Origin of the sequence: Caulobacter sp. NIBR1757 (assembly GCF_027912495.1) — a bacterium.
GTDB lineage: Bacteria > Pseudomonadota > Alphaproteobacteria > Caulobacterales > Caulobacteraceae > Caulobacter.
Genome location: NZ_CP115463.1, coordinates 1,921,291 through 1,938,820 on the forward strand (window position 1 = coordinate 1,921,291; position 17,530 = coordinate 1,938,820).

At 69.9% G+C, this 17,530-nt stretch carries 16 protein-coding genes; 11 read left to right on the forward strand and 5 right to left on the reverse strand.

Annotation, left to right across the window (positions count from 1 at the left end):
* Positions 1 to 3 precede the first annotated feature (3 nt).
* Positions 4 to 363 carry a DUF6481 family protein gene (locus tag O5I81_RS09410; RefSeq protein ID WP_271068686.1) on the reverse strand — a complete coding sequence of 120 codons (360 nt, stop codon included), beginning with the start codon at positions 361 to 363 and terminating at the stop codon, positions 4 to 6.
* 280 nt (positions 364 to 643) lie between these two features.
* On the opposite strand from O5I81_RS09410, the gene O5I81_RS09415 reads away from it, so the two are divergent.
* The 3 genes from O5I81_RS09415 (at position 644) to O5I81_RS09425 (ending at position 3,868) form a co-directional block, all read left to right on the forward strand.
* Entirely contained in the window at positions 644 to 1,318 is a 675-nt protein-coding gene (locus O5I81_RS09415) for a spermidine synthase (RefSeq protein WP_271068687.1), read from the forward strand.
* 62 nt (positions 1,319 to 1,380) lie between these two features.
* Positions 1,381 to 2,196: a crotonase/enoyl-CoA hydratase family protein gene (locus tag O5I81_RS09420; protein ID WP_271068688.1), complete on the forward strand. Its 816-nt coding sequence runs from the start codon at positions 1,381 to 1,383 to the stop codon at positions 2,194 to 2,196.
* Positions 2,197 to 2,233: 37 nt separating this feature from the next.
* A complete protein-coding gene (locus O5I81_RS09425; RefSeq protein WP_271068689.1) occupies positions 2,234 to 3,868 on the forward strand; it encodes a phosphatidylglycerol lysyltransferase domain-containing protein in 1,635 nt (544 codons plus the stop codon).
* A 4-nt stretch (positions 3,869 to 3,872) separates the two neighbouring features.
* Here the strand turns inward: O5I81_RS09425 and O5I81_RS09430 are convergent, their stop codons facing one another.
* The gene (locus O5I81_RS09430) at positions 3,873 to 4,070 is read right to left on the reverse strand and encodes a hypothetical protein (protein WP_271068690.1); all 198 of its coding nucleotides are present in this window, start codon (positions 4,068 to 4,070) and stop codon (positions 3,873 to 3,875) included.
* Between the two features lie 349 nt (positions 4,071 to 4,419).
* Between O5I81_RS09430 and O5I81_RS09435 the strand changes: the two genes are divergently transcribed.
* Positions 4,420 to 7,266 (forward strand): peptidoglycan-binding protein, encoded by a 2,847-nt coding sequence (locus tag O5I81_RS09435; RefSeq protein WP_271068691.1) that lies wholly within the window; start codon positions 4,420 to 4,422, stop codon positions 7,264 to 7,266.
* Position 7,267: 1 nt separating this feature from the next.
* Here O5I81_RS09435 and pdeM read toward each other — a convergent pair whose 3' ends face one another.
* The gene (pdeM, locus tag O5I81_RS09440) at positions 7,268 to 7,957 is read right to left on the reverse strand and encodes a ligase-associated DNA damage response endonuclease PdeM (RefSeq protein WP_271069015.1); all 690 of its coding nucleotides are present in this window, start codon (positions 7,955 to 7,957) and stop codon (positions 7,268 to 7,270) included.
* Between the two features lie 32 nt (positions 7,958 to 7,989).
* Entirely contained in the window at positions 7,990 to 10,461 is a 2,472-nt protein-coding gene (locus tag O5I81_RS09445) for a ligase-associated DNA damage response DEXH box helicase (protein ID WP_271068692.1), read from the reverse strand.
* Between the two features lie 71 nt (positions 10,462 to 10,532).
* Here O5I81_RS09445 and O5I81_RS09450 point away from each other — a divergent pair, with 71 nt between their 5' ends.
* The 7 genes from O5I81_RS09450 to O5I81_RS09480 all read left to right on the forward strand — a co-directional run bounded on the left by O5I81_RS09450 (position 10,533) and on the right by O5I81_RS09480 (position 16,066).
* On the forward strand, positions 10,533 to 10,865 hold the full coding sequence (locus O5I81_RS09450) for a DUF4180 domain-containing protein (RefSeq protein ID WP_271068693.1): 333 nt from the start codon (positions 10,533 to 10,535) through the stop codon (positions 10,863 to 10,865).
* A gap of 55 nt (positions 10,866 to 10,920) precedes the next feature.
* Positions 10,921 to 13,743, forward strand: coding sequence for an ATP-dependent DNA helicase (locus O5I81_RS09455; RefSeq protein WP_271068694.1), 2,823 nt, complete (start codon positions 10,921 to 10,923; stop codon positions 13,741 to 13,743).
* Positions 13,740 to 14,405, forward strand: a complete 666-nt coding sequence (locus O5I81_RS09460; protein ID WP_271068695.1) for an O-methyltransferase — start codon at positions 13,740 to 13,742, stop codon at positions 14,403 to 14,405. Before O5I81_RS09455 ends, O5I81_RS09460 begins: the two co-directional genes overlap by 4 nt.
* A 105-nt stretch (positions 14,406 to 14,510) precedes the next feature.
* Entirely contained in the window at positions 14,511 to 14,789 is a 279-nt protein-coding gene (locus O5I81_RS09465; protein ID WP_271068696.1) for a hypothetical protein, read from the forward strand.
* 34 nt (positions 14,790 to 14,823) lie between these two features.
* The gene (locus O5I81_RS09470; protein WP_271068697.1) at positions 14,824 to 15,153 is read left to right on the forward strand and encodes a metalloregulator ArsR/SmtB family transcription factor; all 330 of its coding nucleotides are present in this window, start codon (positions 14,824 to 14,826) and stop codon (positions 15,151 to 15,153) included.
* A complete protein-coding gene (locus tag O5I81_RS09475; RefSeq protein WP_271068698.1) occupies positions 15,150 to 15,575 on the forward strand; it encodes an SRPBCC family protein in 426 nt (141 codons plus the stop codon). The genes O5I81_RS09470 and O5I81_RS09475 overlap by 4 nt, the downstream gene beginning before the upstream one ends.
* Before the next feature lie 11 nt (positions 15,576 to 15,586).
* A complete protein-coding gene (locus tag O5I81_RS09480) occupies positions 15,587 to 16,066 on the forward strand; it encodes an SRPBCC family protein (RefSeq protein ID WP_271068699.1) in 480 nt (159 codons plus the stop codon).
* Between the two features lie 54 nt (positions 16,067 to 16,120).
* On the opposite strand, the gene O5I81_RS09485 is transcribed toward O5I81_RS09480, so the two are convergent.
* Positions 16,121 to 17,338: an RtcB family protein gene (locus O5I81_RS09485; RefSeq protein ID WP_271068700.1), complete on the reverse strand. Its 1,218-nt coding sequence runs from the start codon at positions 17,336 to 17,338 to the stop codon at positions 16,121 to 16,123.
* Between the last annotated feature and the right edge of the window lie 192 nt (positions 17,339 to 17,530).

Below are 17,530 nucleotides of genomic sequence, written 5' to 3' on the forward strand. Positions count from 1 at the left end.
GGCCTAGCGGCGGGCCTTGCGGGCGGCGTACTTGGCGTCGCGGGCGGCCTGGGCCTCGGCCTTGGTCAGGGCCTTGCGTTCCTTGCGCTCGCCGCGCTTGGCGTCGAGGGCGGCGGCCTCGTCGGCGAGGCGGGCGGCTTCGGCGTCGGCGGCGGCATCGGCCTGGGCCTGCTTCTTGGCGGCCTTCTCGGCGGTGCGTTCTTCGCGAACGCGGGCCAGTTCCTCGGCCTTCTTCTCGGCGCGGGGTTTCAGGGCCGGGTCGGTGACGGTGGGCTTGGGCTTGAATCGGGCGAGCAGGGCGGCCTTGGCTTCGGCGGCGGTCTTCTGGCGGTCGGCGAAAGTATCGCCCAGGGCGTTTTTCATCAGGGTCCTTGAGAGGGATGTGGCAGCGGGCGGGAGGGTGAAACCTCACGCCATCATCGTAACGCGCCAGAAAAACAGAAGGTCCAGCCGGCGAAACGAAGTCGTTTTCAGGTCATCGATCCGAAGAGCCGGGCCGACGTGCGAGGCGACAGGGTGCGTTTTTCAAGCGGTAAATGCAAGAAATATTGGCTGGTGGCGCTTTGGCAGCCCCGAAAACTTGCCGAAAATTGTTCGGCGGGCGGTGCTTTTCGGATGGCCGCGCGGGCCCTATAGGACGGCCATGATCCCCTGGCTTCACCTCTCCACCGCAACCATGCCCGGCGGCGGCGGCACCCTGCGTCTGATGCAGCGGGGCCAGGAGTTCTCGATCATGGCCGAGGGCGGCATCGAGCTGATGAACAGCCGGCTGAGCGGCTCCGAGCAGGCGCTGGCCGGGTTGACGGCGGAGCGGCTGGCCGGGCGGCCCGGGCAGCGGGTGCTGATCGGCGGCCTCGGGATGGGGTTCACCCTGCGGGCGGCGCTGGCGGCCTGGCCGAAGGAGACGCGGATCGTCGTCGGCGAACTGGCGCCCGAGGTGGTCGACTGGGCGCGGGGTCCGATGGCGGCAGTGTACGGCGGATGCCTGGACGATCCCCGGGTGAGCCTCGCGGTCGGCGACGTGCGCGATCAGATCCGCGGCGAGGCGGTGTGGGACGCCATCCTGCTCGACGTCGACAACGGGCCGGAGGGGCTGACCCGGCGGGCGAATGACAGCCTCTATGATGTGGCCGGTCTGGCGGCGGCGCGGGCGGCCTTGAAGCCAGGCGGGGTGCTGGCGGTGTGGTCCTCGGCGCCGCACGCGGTGTTCAGCAGGCGGGTGCGCTCGGCGGGGTTCGTGGTCGAGGAGCTGAAGGTCAAGGCCGGGCCAGGGCGGCGCAAGGCCAGCCATGTGATCTGGCTGGCGGTGAAGCGGTAGTCTTTTCGCCTCTTGCCCACCGCTGCGGAACCTCGCCAGTCTGCGGCCAACAGGAGGAAGCCATGACCGAACCCGCCAACGATCGCGTCACCATCGACATCCAGGACGGCGTCGCCGATGTGCGCCTGGTCCGCACCGACAAGATGAACGCCCTGGACGACGCCATGTTCGCCGCCCTGATCGCGGCCGGCGAGCGGCTGAAGACCGAGAAAGGCGTGCGGGCCGTGGTGCTGTCGGGCGAGGGCCGGGGCTTCTGCGCCGGGCTGGACATGGGCAATTTCGGCAAGATGGCGTCCGGCGAGCGCAGCGGCGGGGCCGGCCTGGTCGATACCCCGCGCACCGAGAGCGGCGCCAACCGGGCCCAGAACGCGGTGATGATCTGGCGCGACATTCCCGTGCCGGTGATCGCCGCTGTGCATGGGGTGGCGCTGGGCGGCGGCTTTCAGCTGACCCTGGGGGCCGACATGCGCTTCGTGGCCCCCGATACGAAGATGGCGGTGCTGGAGATCAAGTGGGGCCTGGTGCCCGACATGGCCGGGATCGCCCTGCTGCGCGGGCTGGTCCGGGACGATGTGGCGCGGGACCTGACCTATACGGGGCGCATCTTCACCGGCGAGGAAGCCTTCACCCTGGGCATCGCCACCCGCGTCTGCGCCGATCCGAGGGCCGAGGCGCTGGCGGCGGCGCGTGAGATCGCCGGGAAGAACCCGGCCGCCATTCGCGGCAACAAGCGGCTGCTGAACCTGATGGCCGATGGCGACCAGCATGCGATCCTGCTGGCCGAGAGCGTCGAGCAGGGGGCGCTGATCGGCTCGCCCGGCAACATCGAGGCGGTGATGGCCAACATGGAAAAGCGGTCCCCGGTCTTCAGCGACTAGCCCACAGGGGGCGACACCCGCTAAGCCTGCGGGGTTCATGCGCACCTCAGAGATCCGCTCCGCCGCCCTTGCCATCGCCCCGACCCTGTCGGCGGCGGCGGCGTTGTTTGGCGGCTGGCTGCTGCTGGCCTCCGGCGCGACGCCGACCGATCCCGAGCGATTGAGCTTCCTGCTGCGGATGAGCGAGCCGGCGGTCATCGACGCCAGCCACTTCGCCTCCTCGATGCTGGGCCTGTTCCTGGTGCTGCTGGCGTTTGGATTGAGGGCCCGGCTCGGCGCGGCCTGGGCGGCGACGGTCGCCTGCCTGCTGGTGGCGGCGCTGCTGGCCCCGCTGAAGGGGGTGAACCTCGAGGAGACCGGCATCCTGGTGGTGCTGCTGCTCGTGGTCGCGCCCTTCCGCGCCGCCTTCGACCGCACCGCGCGGCTGACCCGCATGGAGATCACCCCCGGCTGGCTGCTGTCGGCCGCCGCCGCCGTGGCGGGCGCGGGCCTGCTCGGCTGGTGGTCGTTCAGCAATGCCGACTACGGCGACCGACAGGTCTGGCGGATGATGTTCGACGCCGATGTCGAGCGCGCCATCCGCAGCTCGATCGGGGCGGGCGTGCTGCTGCTCGGCATCGGCGTCTGGCGCCTGTTCGCCACCCCCGCGACGCCTGCCGTCGCCGGTGAGGACGATCCCGACTTCGCCCGCGTCCGCGCCATCCTGGCCAAGGCCGAGAGCGCCGAGCCGGAGTCCAACCTGGCCCTGCTGGGCGACAAGCGGTTCCTGTTCTCGACCAGCGGTGAGACCTTCATGATGTTCGGGGTGCGGGGCCGCAGCTGGGTGGCCATGGGTCCGCCGGTGGGCCGCCGCGACGAGCACATGGAGCTCTTCTGGCGGTTCCGCGAGATGGCCGACGCCCACGCGGCGAGGCCCTGCATCTATGGCCTGGAGCCCGAGGACCTCGTCGAGGTCATTGAACTGGGCTTCTTCATCCAGAAGACCGGGGAAAGCGCCCGGGTGCCGCTGGCCGATTTCTCCCTGGCCGGTCGCCGACGCGAGGTCCTGCGCCGCAACTGGCGCAAGGCCGGCGAGAGCGGCGCGACCTTCGAGGTGGTCCCCCCCGGCGCGGCGCCGATGGACGAGCTGGAGCGCATCTCCGACGCCTGGCTGGCCGACCACGCGGGCGGCGAGAAGGCCTTCAGCCTGGGCGGCTTCATTCCCCGCTACGTCGAGGAGTTCCCCGTCGCCCTGGTCCGGGTCGCGGGCCGGATCGTCGCCTTCGCCACCCTGTGGCCGACGGCCGCCAAGTCCAGCCTGTCGATGGACCTGATGCGCTACGGCGCCGAGGCCCCCAAGAACATCATGGACTTCCTGTTCGTCGAGCTGATGACCTGGGGCCGCGAGCAGGGCTACCTGGCCTTCGATTTCGGGGTCGCGCCGCTGGCCGGCCTCGAGGACCGGCCGCTGGCCCCGATCCTCAGCCGGGTCGGCCGGCTGCTCTTCGAGCGGGGCGAGGACTTTTACAATTTCCGCGGCGTGCGGCGGTACAAGGAGAAGTACGACCCGCTCTGGCGACCCCGCTACATGGCCTGTCCGCACAAATGGCAGGTGCCGTTCCTGCTGGCGGACATCGGCCTGTTGTCGTCGGGCGGCATGGCCGGGATGATGGGGCGTTCGAAGAAGGACTAGGTTTCTAGCGGCCAGCCATGAGGCCGAGCAGGGCGGCCAGGTGGGCGCCGGTCATCACCACGCCGGTCGCGAAGACGATCATCAGCGGTCGCCAGGGAATCATCCGCGGACCCTTCACCAGGTTCGGGGGCTGCGCGCCCCGCCAGCCGGCGAAGGCGGTGAGGGCCGCCAGCGTCGCCAGCACGATCAGGGTCACGGTCATCGTCATGCGGCCCAGATGGAACCCGCCGTCCGGTCGCACAAGTGGGGCGCGGTGTTTCAGCGCGGGGCGGGGTTTGCGGGCCACAGCGGCTGATCTGGAAAGGTCTTTTTAACCCTAACCGGCGCGAAGTTGGTCCCGAAACGGGCGGCGCGGCCATCCGTCCACAGGATATCGCGGGCAACGCAAGATATAGCGTTAACCTCGCGTTTACACACAAGGGCTCGCTGGCTAGCGTCCGAGCCTAAGTGCCGGGAGAACGATTCGTATGACGGCGGGGGCGCCCTGGAGCGTTAAGGGTATCGACCCCAAAGCGAGGGAGATCGCGAAGGATCTCGCGCGCCGCTCCGGCATGACTCTGGGCGAGTGGCTGAACCACATGATCGTCGAGGGCGAGGCGCCCGATACGGACATCGAAACCGCCGATCCCTCCGTCATCCCGCATCCCCGCCCGGACGCCCCGGCCCGGCTCGAAGCCGTGCACCATCCGGCCGACGAGGTCGGCAAGGTTACCGACGCCATCGAACGGCTGACCAGCCGCATCGAGGCCGCCGAGCAGCGCTCGACCCTGGCCATCACCGGCATCGACCAGTCGGTGCGCGGCGCGCTGAGCCGTCTGGAAGGGGCCGAGCGGGAGCATATCTCGGTGGCCGCCCGCTTTGAAGGCGCCGTCGACGAAATCCGCACCGAACAGTCGCGCGCCATCGAGCGCCTGCGCCGCATCGAGGCGGAATCGACCGGGCCCCGCTCGGCCGAGGCGCTGCGGGCCCTGGAGGGGTCCGTCGGCAAGGTGGCCAGCGCCGTCTACGACACCGAGGCCCGCAGCCGCGAGGCCATCGCCGCCCTGGAAGCCAAGGTCGCCGCCCTGGAAGCCGGTGGGGCCGCGCCGGACTCCGCCGCCCTGGCCGAGGAAGTCGCCGCCCGGGTTCTCGGCCGTCTCGAGGCCGCCGAGACGCAGACGAAAGAGGCCATCCGCGACCTCGGCTACAGCTTCGTCAAGCTGGACGGGCGCTTGCGCAAGGTGGAGGGGGCCGACAACACCGCCGCCCTGCAGACCCTGTCGCATGGCCTCAACGCCCGCCTGGAGCAGGTGCGCCAGGAGATGGCCGAGCAGCTGCGCCGGTCCTCCGATGGCGGCTTCGGCCGGGTCGAGCAGAAGCTGGGAGAAATGACCGCCCACGTCCATGCCGCCGAGCAACGCTCGGCCATGGCCATCGAGCGGATGGGCCGGGAGATGGTCAGCATGGCCGACAATCTCAGCCGCCGGGTGCAGTCGGTCGAGGGACGCAGCGCCCAGGCCGTCGAGAACGTCGGCAGTGAAGTGTCGCGGATCGCAGGATTGGTCGAGCAACGGTTGGCCCACAATGACGGAAGTCAGGCCCAGGCGCTGGAGCGCCTCGGCGTCGAGATCGCCCGCATCACCGAGCGACTGAGCGAGCGCATCGCCAACAGCGAGCGCCGCAGCGCCCAGGCCATCGACGATGTCGGCGAGCAGGTCGCCCGGGTCACCGAGCGGATCAGCCAGCGCCAGGAGCGGGTCTCCACCGATCTGGCTGAACGCATCCGTCAGAGCGAGGAGCGCACGGCCCGGCTGCTCGACGAGGCGCGCGAGAAGATCGACGCCTCGATGACCAGCGCCACGCGGCGCATCGCCGATTCGGTCACCGCCGCCGTCCCCGCGCCGGCCCCGGCTCCGACGGTTCGCCGCCCCGGACCGGCCGGCATGGACCCCTTCGCGCCCGATCCCTTCCCGACCCGGGGTCAGGCCATCCCGGACGACGCCTTCGCGCCGCGCGGCTTCGAGTCCCCGTCGTTCGCCGCCGCCACGCTGGGGCCGGCGGAACCGGGCTTCGACGATGATTTCCCCAGCCGCGACACCGGCCCGGCCGCCTTCTCCGACGCCGACTTCGACGCCGCCGACGAATTCGTGGCCCTCGATGACGACAACGGGGAGCCTGAATTCGAGGCCGCTCCGGCCCCCGTGTTCGACGCCGAGCCCAGCCGCCCCCTGAGCACGCGCGAGGTCATCGAGCAGGCTCGCGCCGCCGCCCGCAACGCCGGCGGCGCCGCCAGCGCCCCGGCCGCCGCCAAGCCGGCCCGCAAGGGTCTGTTCGGCAGCCGGCCTAAGCCGGCGAAGAAGCAGGCCAGCTCGGCCCTGACCACGGCCCTGGCCATCACCGCCGTCCTGGCCTGCGGCGGCATCGCGACCACCGGCTATGTGCTCCAGAGCGGCGGCAAGGCCGGCGACGTGGGCGATCGCATCGCCCAGAGCCTGAAGATCAAGGAAGCCGACAGCCGGGAAATCCTGACGGCCGAAGCGGACACGACGCCGGGCCTGACCACCGCTCCGCGTGTGGCCCTGGCCCTGGCGCCGGACGTCGTCGATCCGGAAGCGGCTACAGTCCCACAGCCGACCGCGGTTCCGGCGCCGCCGGCCGCCAACCCGCCGTTGACCGCCGCCGGTCTGTTCGGCGACGCGGTCCGCAAGATCGAAGCCCGCCAGGCCGGCGGCCTCGACGCCCTGCGCAAGTCCGCCAACCAGGGCTACGCCCCGGCCCAGTTCTATCTCGCCAAGCTGTACGAGAACGGCGAGGGCGGGTTGGCCAAGGATGCGGCCCAGGCCCGCAACTGGACCGAACGCGCCGCCCAGGGCGGTGAGCGCAAGGCCATGCACAATCTCGGCCTCTACTATTTCGAGGGCACCGGCGGGCCCACCAATCAAAAGCGTGCCGCCGAGTGGTTCCGACGCGCCGCCGACCTCGGCCTGACCGACAGCCAGTACAATCTGGGCAAGCTCTACGAGATCGGCTCGGGCGTCCCCCCGAACAGCGCCGAGGCCTACAAATGGTACCTGATCGCCGGCCGGGCCGGTGACGCCGAAGCCAGGGCCAGCGCCCAGCGTCTGCGCGACAGCCTGCCGCCCGCCGCCCGCACCGGCGCCGAACGGGCCGCCAGCGGCTACCGTGTCGCCGCCCCGACCCCGGCGGCCAGGCTGATGGCGGCCGCGCACGCGGTCGGCACGTCCGCCCAGGCCCAGCGAGCCCTGTCACGGCTCGGCTACTACCAGGGTCCCCAGGACGGCAAGGCCTCGCCGGCGCTGGAAGGCGCCCTGAAGGCCTACCAGAAGGACAAGGGCCTGCCGGTCACCGGCCAGATGGACGCCCAGAGTTCCTCGTCGCTGGCGATCTACGCGCAGTAAATCAGTCGCCGCCGAGCATCGCCCAGCTGAGCGGGTGGGCCTTGTCCCTGCCCAGCGCCACGGCCAGCGGCGCGCCGCTGAACATCCCGGCATAGGCCTTGTCGCGAATATTGAGACCCCCCGCATAGGCCCCGAAGGCCGGCAGGATGACCCGCTCACCATCGGTGGCGAAGCATCGGCGGCGCACCGCGCGGCCTCTCCCGACCAGACGGGCGCAGGGGTGGAGGTGGCCGGCGATCTCGCCGGGCTGGCGTCCTCCCCGCGGTTCGTGGCGGAGAATGAGGGTTCCGACGCTGAGTTCGTCGGCCAGCTCGCCGGGGAGGGCGCTCGGCCCATCTTCGTCATGGTTGCCGACCGCCCAGATCAGGGTGCGGCCGGCGGCGAGGGCGGCGATGCGCTCGGCGACCATGGGGGCGAGGCGGGCCTCGGCCTGGCCGTCGTGGAAGCTGTCGCCGAGGAAGACCAGCGTGGCCGGCGTCGTGGCGGCGACCTCGGCCTCCAGCCGGGCGAGGGTCTCGACGGTGTCATAGGGCGGCAGCAGCTGGCCGCGTGACGCGTAGGCGCTGCCCTTTTCGAAGTGCAGGTCGGCGACGACCAGCGTCCGCTCGCCGGGCAGCCACAGGGCGCCGCTGTGGCGCATGACCAGCGGGTGGCCGTGGATGGCCATGGCGACGCCGCCGCAGGGGCTCATGGCGAAGAATCGGTCGCGCAGGGCCTGGGCGTTCACGACAGGGCCTCCGCGATCAGGTCCTCGGCCGCCTCGGCCAGGATCATGTCGGCCGTATCGCCACCGACCCTCTCCTTGCCGATCTCCAGCAGGATCGGCACGGCGAAGGGCGACAGGTGGTCGAGCCGAGAATGCAGGATCTGGCCGCGGATGCGCTCCAGCATGTGGCCGACGCGGGCGACGTCGATCATGCCGCTGGCGGCGTCGATCCGCGCGGTGCGCAGCAGCAGGTGGTCGGGTTGATGGCGGCGCAGCACGTCGTAGATCAGATCAGTCGAAAAGGTCACCTGGCGCCCGGTTTTTTCGGCGCCGGGCATGCGCCGTTCGATGAGGCCGGCGATCAGGGCGCAGCCCTTGAACGCCCGCTTCATCATGAAGCTCTCGTCCAGCCAGGCCTCGAGGTCGTCTCCCAGCATGTCCTGATCGAACAGTGAGTCGAAATCGAGGTCATCCATCGGTTTCAGAGACCAGATGGCCAAGGCGTAGTCGTTGACCACGAAGCCCAGCGGTCCGACGCGCAGGCGGTCGAGGCGCTTGGTCAGCAGCATGGCCAGGGTGGTGTGCGCAAGCCGCCCCTCGAACGGGTAGATGACCAGGAAGTGGCGTTTTCCGCGGGCGAAGGTCTCCAGCAACATCTGCTCGGGCGTCGGGATCATCGACTTGTCCTGCTGAACGGTCAGCCATTCGCAGACGTCGGTGGGCAGGGCCTTCCAGGTTTCCGGATCGCTCATCATCCGGCGCACCTTGGCGGCCAGGAAGGTGGAGATGGCGAACTTGCTGCCGCCCCAGCTTGGCAGCTTGGGATCGTCATTCGGGGCCGGCGTGACCAAGGCGTCGGTCGAGGTGACGCCCTGCAGTCGCCAGACGCCGCCAGCGAAGATGAAGGTATCGCCGGGCTCCAGCATCTCGAGGTAGCCCTCCTCGACCTCGCCGATCTTGCGGCCGACCGTGCCGCGCCGCCCGGCCAGCCGGATGTTAAGGACGGCCGGGGAAACGATGGCCCCGACATTCATCCGGTGGCGCTGGGCGGTCTGGGCGTCGCGCACGCGCCAGAGGCCGTCCTGGCCCTTCACGATCCGGCGGAAGCGGTCGTAGGTGCGCAGGGCGTAGCCGCCGGTGGAGACGAACTCGACCACCTGTTCGAAGTCTTCCCAGGTCAGCTCGCGGTAGGGGCCGGCGGTTCGGACCTCGTCGTAGAGGGCTAGGAGGTCGAAGGGCTCGGAGACGGCGCAGCCCATGACATGCTGCGCCAGGACATCGAGGGCGCCGATGCGGGGCGGTTCAGCGTCGAAGGCGTTTTCGGCGATGGCCTCGCGGGCCGCGTGGCATTCGAGGACCTCGAAGCGGTTGGCCGGCACGAAGATGGCTTTCGACGGCTCGTCGAGCCGGTGGTTGGCCCGGCCGATCCGCTGGACCATCCGCGAGGCGCCCTTGGGCGCGGCCAGCTGGATGACCAGGTCGACGTCGCCCCAGTCGATGCCGAGGTCGAGGGTGGAGGTGCAGACCACGGCCCTGAGGTCGCCCCGGGCCATGGCGGCCTCGACCTTGCGGCGCTGTTCGGCGGCCAGGCTGCCGTGGTGCAGGGCGATGGGCAGGCCCTCGTCATTGAGCTTCCACAGCTCCTGGAAGGCGAACTCGGCCTGGAAGCGGGTGTTGACGAAGATCAGCGAGGTCCTGTGGCGCTTGATGACCTCGTAGACGTCGGCCATCGCATGCTGGGCCGTATGGCCGGCCCAGGGGACGCGGCCTTCGGAAATCAGGACATCGACCTGGGGCAGGGGGCCGGGCGGGCCACGGACCAGGCGGACGGCCTGTGCGGGGTCTGCATCCTCGCCGCCGGCGGGACTGAGCCAACGCCGGATCATGTCCGGATCATCGACCGTCGCAGAGAGGCCGACGCGGCGCATGGTCGGGGCGAACTGCTGCAGCCGGGCGATGTCGAGGGCCAGCAGGTCGCCGCGCTTCTGAGGCCAGAGGCTGTGGATTTCGTCAATGATAACGCAGCGCAGGTCCTCGAAATACCGCCGCGCCCCTTCCCAGGCGCAGAACAGGGCCAGCTGCTCGGGCGTGGTCAGCAGGATGTCCGGCGGCTTGACCCGCTGGCGTGCTTTTCGGGCCTCGCCGGTGTCGCCGGTGCGCGACTCGGCGGTGATGTTCAGTCCCATCTGGGCGATGGGGGTCATCAGGTTGCGCTCGACATCGACCGCCAGGGCCTTGAGCGGCGAGATGTAGAGGGTGTGAACCCCGCGCGGGGTATTGGGCGGCGGTCGGTGCGACAGTTCGATCAGGCTGGGCAGGAAGCCGGCCAGGGTCTTGCCGCCGCCGGTCGGGGCGATGAGCAGGGCGTGGGCCTCGTCCTCGCCGGCCTTGACCATGTCCAGCTGGTGCTGACGCGGCGCCCAGCCCCGTCCGGCGAACCAGGCTTCGAAGCGGTCGGGAAGGAGCGCGGGAAGCGCGGCGGCGGTCATCCCGGCCGATATAGCATGTTCCCGTTCTGTTTCGAGGGCCTGTGCTAACCTGCCGCGACAGGAGGATGACGATGGACGTGCGGACGATCGGTGAGGCGAAAGTGCTGATGGTTCCGGCCGAAGGGCCGCCGTTGGGCAGCGAGCGGGACGCGACCGACCTGATCGGCGACGCCCTGTCGATGGGGGCCGAGGCAGTGGCCATCCCGGTCGAGCGGCTGCATCCGGAGTTCCTGAGCCTGGCCAGCCGGATGGCAGGGCTGATGATCCAGAAGTTCACCAACTATCGGCTGGACGTGGTGTTCGTCGGCGACATTTCGCAGGCTCTGGCGAAGAGTGAGGCGCTGCGGGCCTTCGTCGTCGAGTCCAATCGCGGCAAGGGCGTGCGGTTCGTCGATCAACTCTGATACCTCTGTGGTCGTTCCCCTTTCGTTTCGGGGCGGATCGGACTAGGGAAACGGGGTGAACGCCGTCACCTCCAGCCTCAATCTTGCGCCGGCCCTGATCGTGCTGCCGGGGCCGCGTTGCGCCGTAGCCGATGGCAGTGGGGCGCGGGAGCTGCGGCCGCCGGCGGCGCGGGACCTGGCCGAAGCTGGGCCGGTGCTGGTGGTGCATGCCGGGATGACCGCCAAGCGGCTGGGGCTGAACACGCCGCCCCGGGCGCGGGGGGTGTTCGACGCCCTGGAGCTGTTCGCCTTCGTCAAGCCGGCGACCTTCGCGGCCCCGTCGGCGGTGGGGCTGTCGCAGGCGCTCGGATTGACCGAACCGAAGGGGGCCGTGGAGCAGGCGACGACCCTGCGCGAGGCCTGTGAGCTCCTGCTGCGCGACCTGGAGACGGCGCCCTGGCCGTCGCGGGAAGAGGCGCTGAATCTGGCCGAGACCATGGACCGGGCCGGCTGGGCCTGGGGGCCGGCGGTGATTAACGCCCTGCGCAGCCGCACCGTCGGCGAGGCGGGGCGGCGCGGGTCCGGGCTGGATGTCTGGGCGAGGGTGTCCGAATGGGAGGACGAGGCGCCGCCCGGGCAGCCGGGCTCCCGCACGGTGACGCCGCAGGCGGCCGAGGCGCGGCTGACCCTGTTGCTGCAACGCTCGGGTCTGGACGAGGCGCGGCCGATGCAGGCGGTGTTCGCGGCCGAGACCGCCTACGCCTTCTCACCCCGCGACAAGGAGGGCGAGCCGCGCATGGTGCTGGCCGAGGCCGGGACCGGGGTTGGCAAGACGCTGGGCTATTTGGCGCCGGCCTCGTTGTGGGCCGAGGAGAACGGGCCGGCGGTGTGGATCAGCACCTACACCCGCGCCCTGCAGCGACAGATCGAGCGGGAGAGCGCCTCCATCTATCCCGACCCCGCCGTTCGGGCCCGCAAGGCGGTGGTGCGCAAGGGGCGGGAGAACTACCTCTGCCTGCTGAACTTCCAGGAACAGGTGCAGACCGCCCAGCTGGGCAACGGCGATGTCATCGGCATGGGCCTGGCGGCGCGCTGGGTGCGCAAGACGCGGGACGGCGACATGACCGGCGGCGATTTCCCCGGCTGGCTGCCGGCGCTGTTCGCGGTGCCGCCCTCGGCCCAGGCCAGCGCGGCCAACCTCGTCGATCGGCGGGGCGAGTGCGTGCATGCCGCCTGCGCCCACTACCGCGCCTGCTATGTGGAGAAAGCCATCCGGGGCAGTCGGCGGGCTGATCTGGTCATCGCCAACCATGCGCTGGTGCTGACCCAGGCGGCGTTCGATGGGGCGCGGCGGGCGCGGGGCGGCAAGACGGATGTCGAGACGGCGCAGCTCAGACGCATCGTCTTCGACGAGGGTCACCACCTGTTCGACGCCGCCGACTCCGCCTTTTCGGCGGCGTTGAGCGGGGCGGAGGCGGCCGAGCTGCGGCGCTGGATCCGCGGGCCGGAATCGCGCGGGCGGCGGGGCAGGGGGCTGGAGCACCGCCTGCTCGACGTGATCGGCGACCGGGAGGAGCCAAGACGGGCGCTGCACGATGTGACCCGGGCGGCGGCGGTGCTGCCGGGCGAGGGGTGGTCCGGGCGGATCGCGCCGCCGAACGGCGAGATCAATCCGATCGGGCCGGTGGAGAACTTCCTGGCCGCGGTGCTGGAGCAACTGCGGGCCCGCAACAGCGAGCGCAACGCCGGCGCGGCCGACATCGGCATGGAGTGCCAGGCCCGGCCGGCCATCGACCGGGTGCGTGAGACGGCGGCCGACGCCGCCTCGGCGCTGGCGAGCGTCGAGGCGCCGTTGCTGGCCCTGGCGCGGCATCTGGAAGACCTGCTCGACGACGAGGCGGACGAGCTCGGCCCCAGCGAGCGGGCGCGGATCGAGGGCGCCCTGCGCGGGCTGGACCGGCGGGCGCGGATGACCCTGCCGGCCTGGCGCTCGATGCTGAAGGCCATCGAGGAGGACGCCGAGGACGATCCCGACTTCGTCGACTGGTTCGACGCGACCTTCCTGTATGGCCGGGTGGTCGACGCCTCCAGCCGCCGCCATTGGGTTGATCCGACCGAACCCCTGACCGCCGCCGTGCTGGCCCCGGCCCACGGGGTGCTGGTGACCAGCGCCACCCTGACCGATCCGTCGTCGGAGGATCCGTTCGCCCTGGCCGAGATGCGGACCGGCGGGGCGCGGCTGCCCGAGCGGCCCAAGACCATCCGCCTGGCCTCGCCCTTCGACTACGCCAACCAGGCGCGGGCCTTCGTGGTCACCGACGTCGCCAAGGACGATGCGAGGCAGGTGGCCGCCGCCATGCGAGAGCTGTTCCTGGCGGCCGGCGGCGGCGGGGTGGGACTGTTCACCGCCATCCGGCGCCTGCGGGCGGTGCATGAGAAGATCGCCGCGCCCCTGGCCGACAAGGGGCTGGCCCTCTACGCCCAGCACGTCGATCCGATCGAGGTCGGCGGGCTGGTCGACATCTTCCGGGCCGAGGAGGACAGCTGCCTGCTCGGCACCGACGCGGTGCGCGACGGGGTGGACGTGCCGGGCCGATCCCTTCGCCTGCTGGTCTTCGACCGCGCGCCCTGGCCCCGGCCCGACATCCTGCACAAGGCCCGCCGGGCGCGGTTTGGCGGCAAGGGCTATGACGACGCCGTGGCCCGCAACCGCATCGCCCAGGCCTTCGGTCGGCTGATCCGCCGGGCGGACGACAAGGGGGTGTTCGTCATGCTGGACCCGGCCTCGCCGACACGGCTGTTCGCGGGCCTGCCCGAAGGGGTGGAGATCCAGCGGGTCGGTCTGGTCGAGGCCATCGAGGCGACGGCGGACTTCTTGAAGAAGGACAGTGCGACATGACCCAGCCCCTGTGGACCGCCGTCGACGGCTATTTCAACGACAGCCTCGGCGCCAACGACGCCGCCCTCGATCATGCGCTGGCGGCCAGCCGGGGGGCGGGGCTGCCGGCCATCGCCGTGGCGCCGAACCAGGGGAAGTTGCTGAACCTGCTGGCGCGGTCGATCGGGGCAAGGCGCATTCTCGAGGTCGGCACGCTGGGCGGCTACAGCACCATCTGGCTGGCGAGGGCATTGCCGGAGGGCGGCCGGCTGGTCAGCCTGGAGATCGATCCGCACCATGCGGAGGTGGCGCGCGGGAACCTGGCGTTTGCGGGGCTTGAGGCGGTCGCCGAAGTGCGGACCGGGGCGGGGATCGATCTCTTGCCCGTGCTGGCGGCCGAGGGCGGGCCGCCGCTGGACCTGACCTTCATCGACGCCGACAAGCCGTCGAACCCGGACTATTTCCGCTGGGCGCTGCAGATGACACGGCCGGGCGGACTGATCATCGTCGACAACGTCGTGCGCGCCGGGGCGGTGATCGACGAGAACGGCGACGCCTCGGTGCAGGGGGTGCGGCGGCTGGCCGAACTGATCGCCGCCGAGCCGCGCGTGGACGCCACGGCGCTGCAGACGGTGGGCGACAAGGGCTATGACGGGCTGCTGATTGCGCTCGTGAAATCCTGAATGTCCGTGTGAGGACGAAGCGCCAAGCCTTTGACTTGAAACGGTCGTCTTGCGGCGATGTTGCCGGTCTATCTCCTCCCGTCGGGGCGAGACGGAGAGACGACGATGCATATGGCGCCCATCCATCCTGATCGGCCGATCGACGAGTCGGCCCGGCCCGAGGGCAGTTTCTGCGCCCGCGCCATGGTCCAGCGGGTGCGCTGGGGCACGGGACTGACCCAGGACGCCTTTGCCCGGACCTTCCGGCTGGACGCCGACGCCCTGTGCGAGATCGAGGCGGGCCGGACGCTGCCGGACGCGGCGCTGCTGGCCTATCTGCAGGTCATCGAATGGCGGCCCGCGGCGGTTCTCGACGCGCTGGACCAGGGCGACAAACCCGTTTGACATGCAACCAAATGGTTGCCTATAGTCCGCCGCGATGGAGACGGATGCGGTCTTTCGCGCGCTGGCCGATGCAAGCCGGCGCGACCTGCTGGACCGGCTGTTCGTGCGCAACGGACAGACGCTGATGGACCTGTGTGACGGCCTGGCGATGACCCGCCAGGCGGTCAGCAAGCACCTTCGCATCCTGGAGGAGGCCAGCCTCGTCACCGCCGTGAAGCGGGGGCGGGAGAAGCTGCACTACCTGAACCCGATCCCCATCGCCCAGATCGCCGATCGCTGGATCGGCAAGTTCGAACGGGCCCGGGTCGAAGACCTGGTGGCGTTCAAGACCCAACTCGAGAACCCGGAAGGGGAGACAGAATGAGCGACCCGGCCTTCGTCTATGTGATCTACATCCGCACCACGCCGCAGAAGCTGTGGGACGCCCTGACTGACCCCGACCTGCGGCCGAAATTCTGGTTCGGCCGACGCTCGGAGAGCGACTGGAAGGCCGGATCGAAGCACGTTCTGCACGCACCGGACGGAAGTATCGACTTCCAGGGCGTGGTGCTGGAGAGCGATCCGCCCCGCAAGCTGACCTACAGCTTCGAGACCGCCTCGCCGACGACGACGGTGACCTATCTGCTGGAGCCGGTGGAGGACGCGGTGCGTTTGACGGTGACGCACGACGGCTTCCCGGACGACAGCGAGCAGCGCAAGGGGGTCAGCAACGGCTGGCCGGCGATCATGTCAGCCCTGAAGAGCCTGCTGGAGAACGGCGAGCCGACGCCGCAGGTCATGCCGTAGGAGCAACAACGATGTCCAAAGATCCGGTGGCGAAAGCCCAGACGATGATCCGGGCGCCGGTCGCGAGGGTTTTCGAGGCCTTTATCGATCCGGCGGTGACGACGACGTTCTGGTTCAGCAAGGCGAGCGGGCCGTTGAAGGCCGGTGAGACGGTGCGCTGGGACTGGGACATGTATGGCGCCGGCGACGACATCCATGTCCGCGCTATCGAAGCGGATAAGACCATTATCTACGATTGGGGCGGGCAAGGGAATTTATCGCGGGTGGAAATGACCTTTTCCGCCCTTGATGACGGCCAGACCTTCGTCGAGGTGAGCAACAGCGGCTTTCATGGCGATGCGGAGTCGGTCGTCGCCCAGGCCCTGGACAGCAATGGCGGCTTCACCACCGTGCTGTGCGCGGCCAAGGTCTGGCTGGAGCATGGCATCAACGCCCGACTGATCGAGGACAAGTTTCCGCAGGCGCTGTCGGCGGACTGGAAGGGACGCTGACCCAACTCATGGGAAAACGAGAAATGCCGCCGGGGTTGCCCCCGACGGCGTAACTCAGCCCTTTACGCAGACCACCTGCCGAAGCGTGTGGACGATGTCGACCAGGTCGGCTTGCGCCGCCATGACCGCGTCGATGTCCTTGTAGGCCATCGGCGTTTCGTCGATCACCTCGGCGTCCTTGCGGCACTCGACCCCGGCGGTGGCGGCCACATGGTCTTCGACGGTGAACCGCCGCTTGGCTTCGGTCCGGCTCATCGCCCGGCCGGCCCCGTGCGAGCAGGTGCAGAAGCTGTCCGGGTTACCCTTGCCGCGCACGATGAAGGACTTGGCCCCCATCGAACCCGGGATGATCCCCAGTTCACCTTCCTTCGCCGACACCGCGCCCTTGCGGGTGATGAAGACATCCTTGCCGAAGTGCTTCTCCCTGGTGACGTAGTTGTGGTGGCAGTTCACCGCTTCCTGCGTCACGTCCAGCGTCGGGAACAGGCCCCGCAACACGCCCAGCACCTGGTCCATCATCGTTTCCCGGCTAGCCCGGGCGTACTTCTGCGCCCAGCTCACCGCCCGGATGTAGTCGATGAAGCCCTCCGACCCTTCCGGGAAGTAGGCCAGGTCCTGGTCCGGCAGGTTGATGAACCAGCGCCGCATGTCGTGCTTGGCCCGCTCGATGAAGTAGGAGCCGAAGCGGTTGCCGACGCCGCGCGAGCCGGAGTGCAGCATCACCCAGACGTCGCCCGCCTCATCGAGGCAGAGCTCGATGAAGTGGTTGCCGGTGCCCAACGTGCCCAGGTGGCCAAAGCCGCGCGGGTGCGCTGCTTTCGGGTGCTTGTCGACGACGGCCTGGTAGCCGGCCTCGAGGTCCGCCCACCGGGTCTTCGCCGCTTCCGGCGGATCGACCTGCCAGGCGCCCACGTCGTTTCGTCCGCCGTTGTCGGTCCGGCCGTGCGGGACGGCCGCCTCGATCAGGGAGCGGATCTCGAACAGGTTGTCCGGCAGGTGCTCGGCCCGGATGTTGAGCCGCGCCGCCATCATGCCGCAGCCGATGTCGACCCCCACGGCGGCCGGGATGATCGCCCCGACGGTCGGGATGACCGAGCCCACGGTCGCGCCCCGGCCCCAGTGCACGTCCGGCATCACCGCCAGGTGCTTGTGGATGAACGGCAGGCTGGCGACGTTTCGCAGCTGCCGCATGGCCGCGTCCTCGATCGGAACGCCCTTCGTCCACGCCTTGATGTGGACCTTCTCGCCTTCAAACGCTTGGAAGCCGCTCATCGGGCTCCTCCTTCTTTGCCATTCCCTCCCGGCGTCACGGACTGAATGGATCCCCCACAACGAAGGAACCCCTCCAGGCCGGGCCGGGAGGGGTTCCTACGTACGATCTCAAGGTTTGATGCCTTTAGACGTTGGTCCCTTCCCACGCGCAGCCGCTATCGCGCTCAGGCTGATTGCCGAGCGAGACGGGCT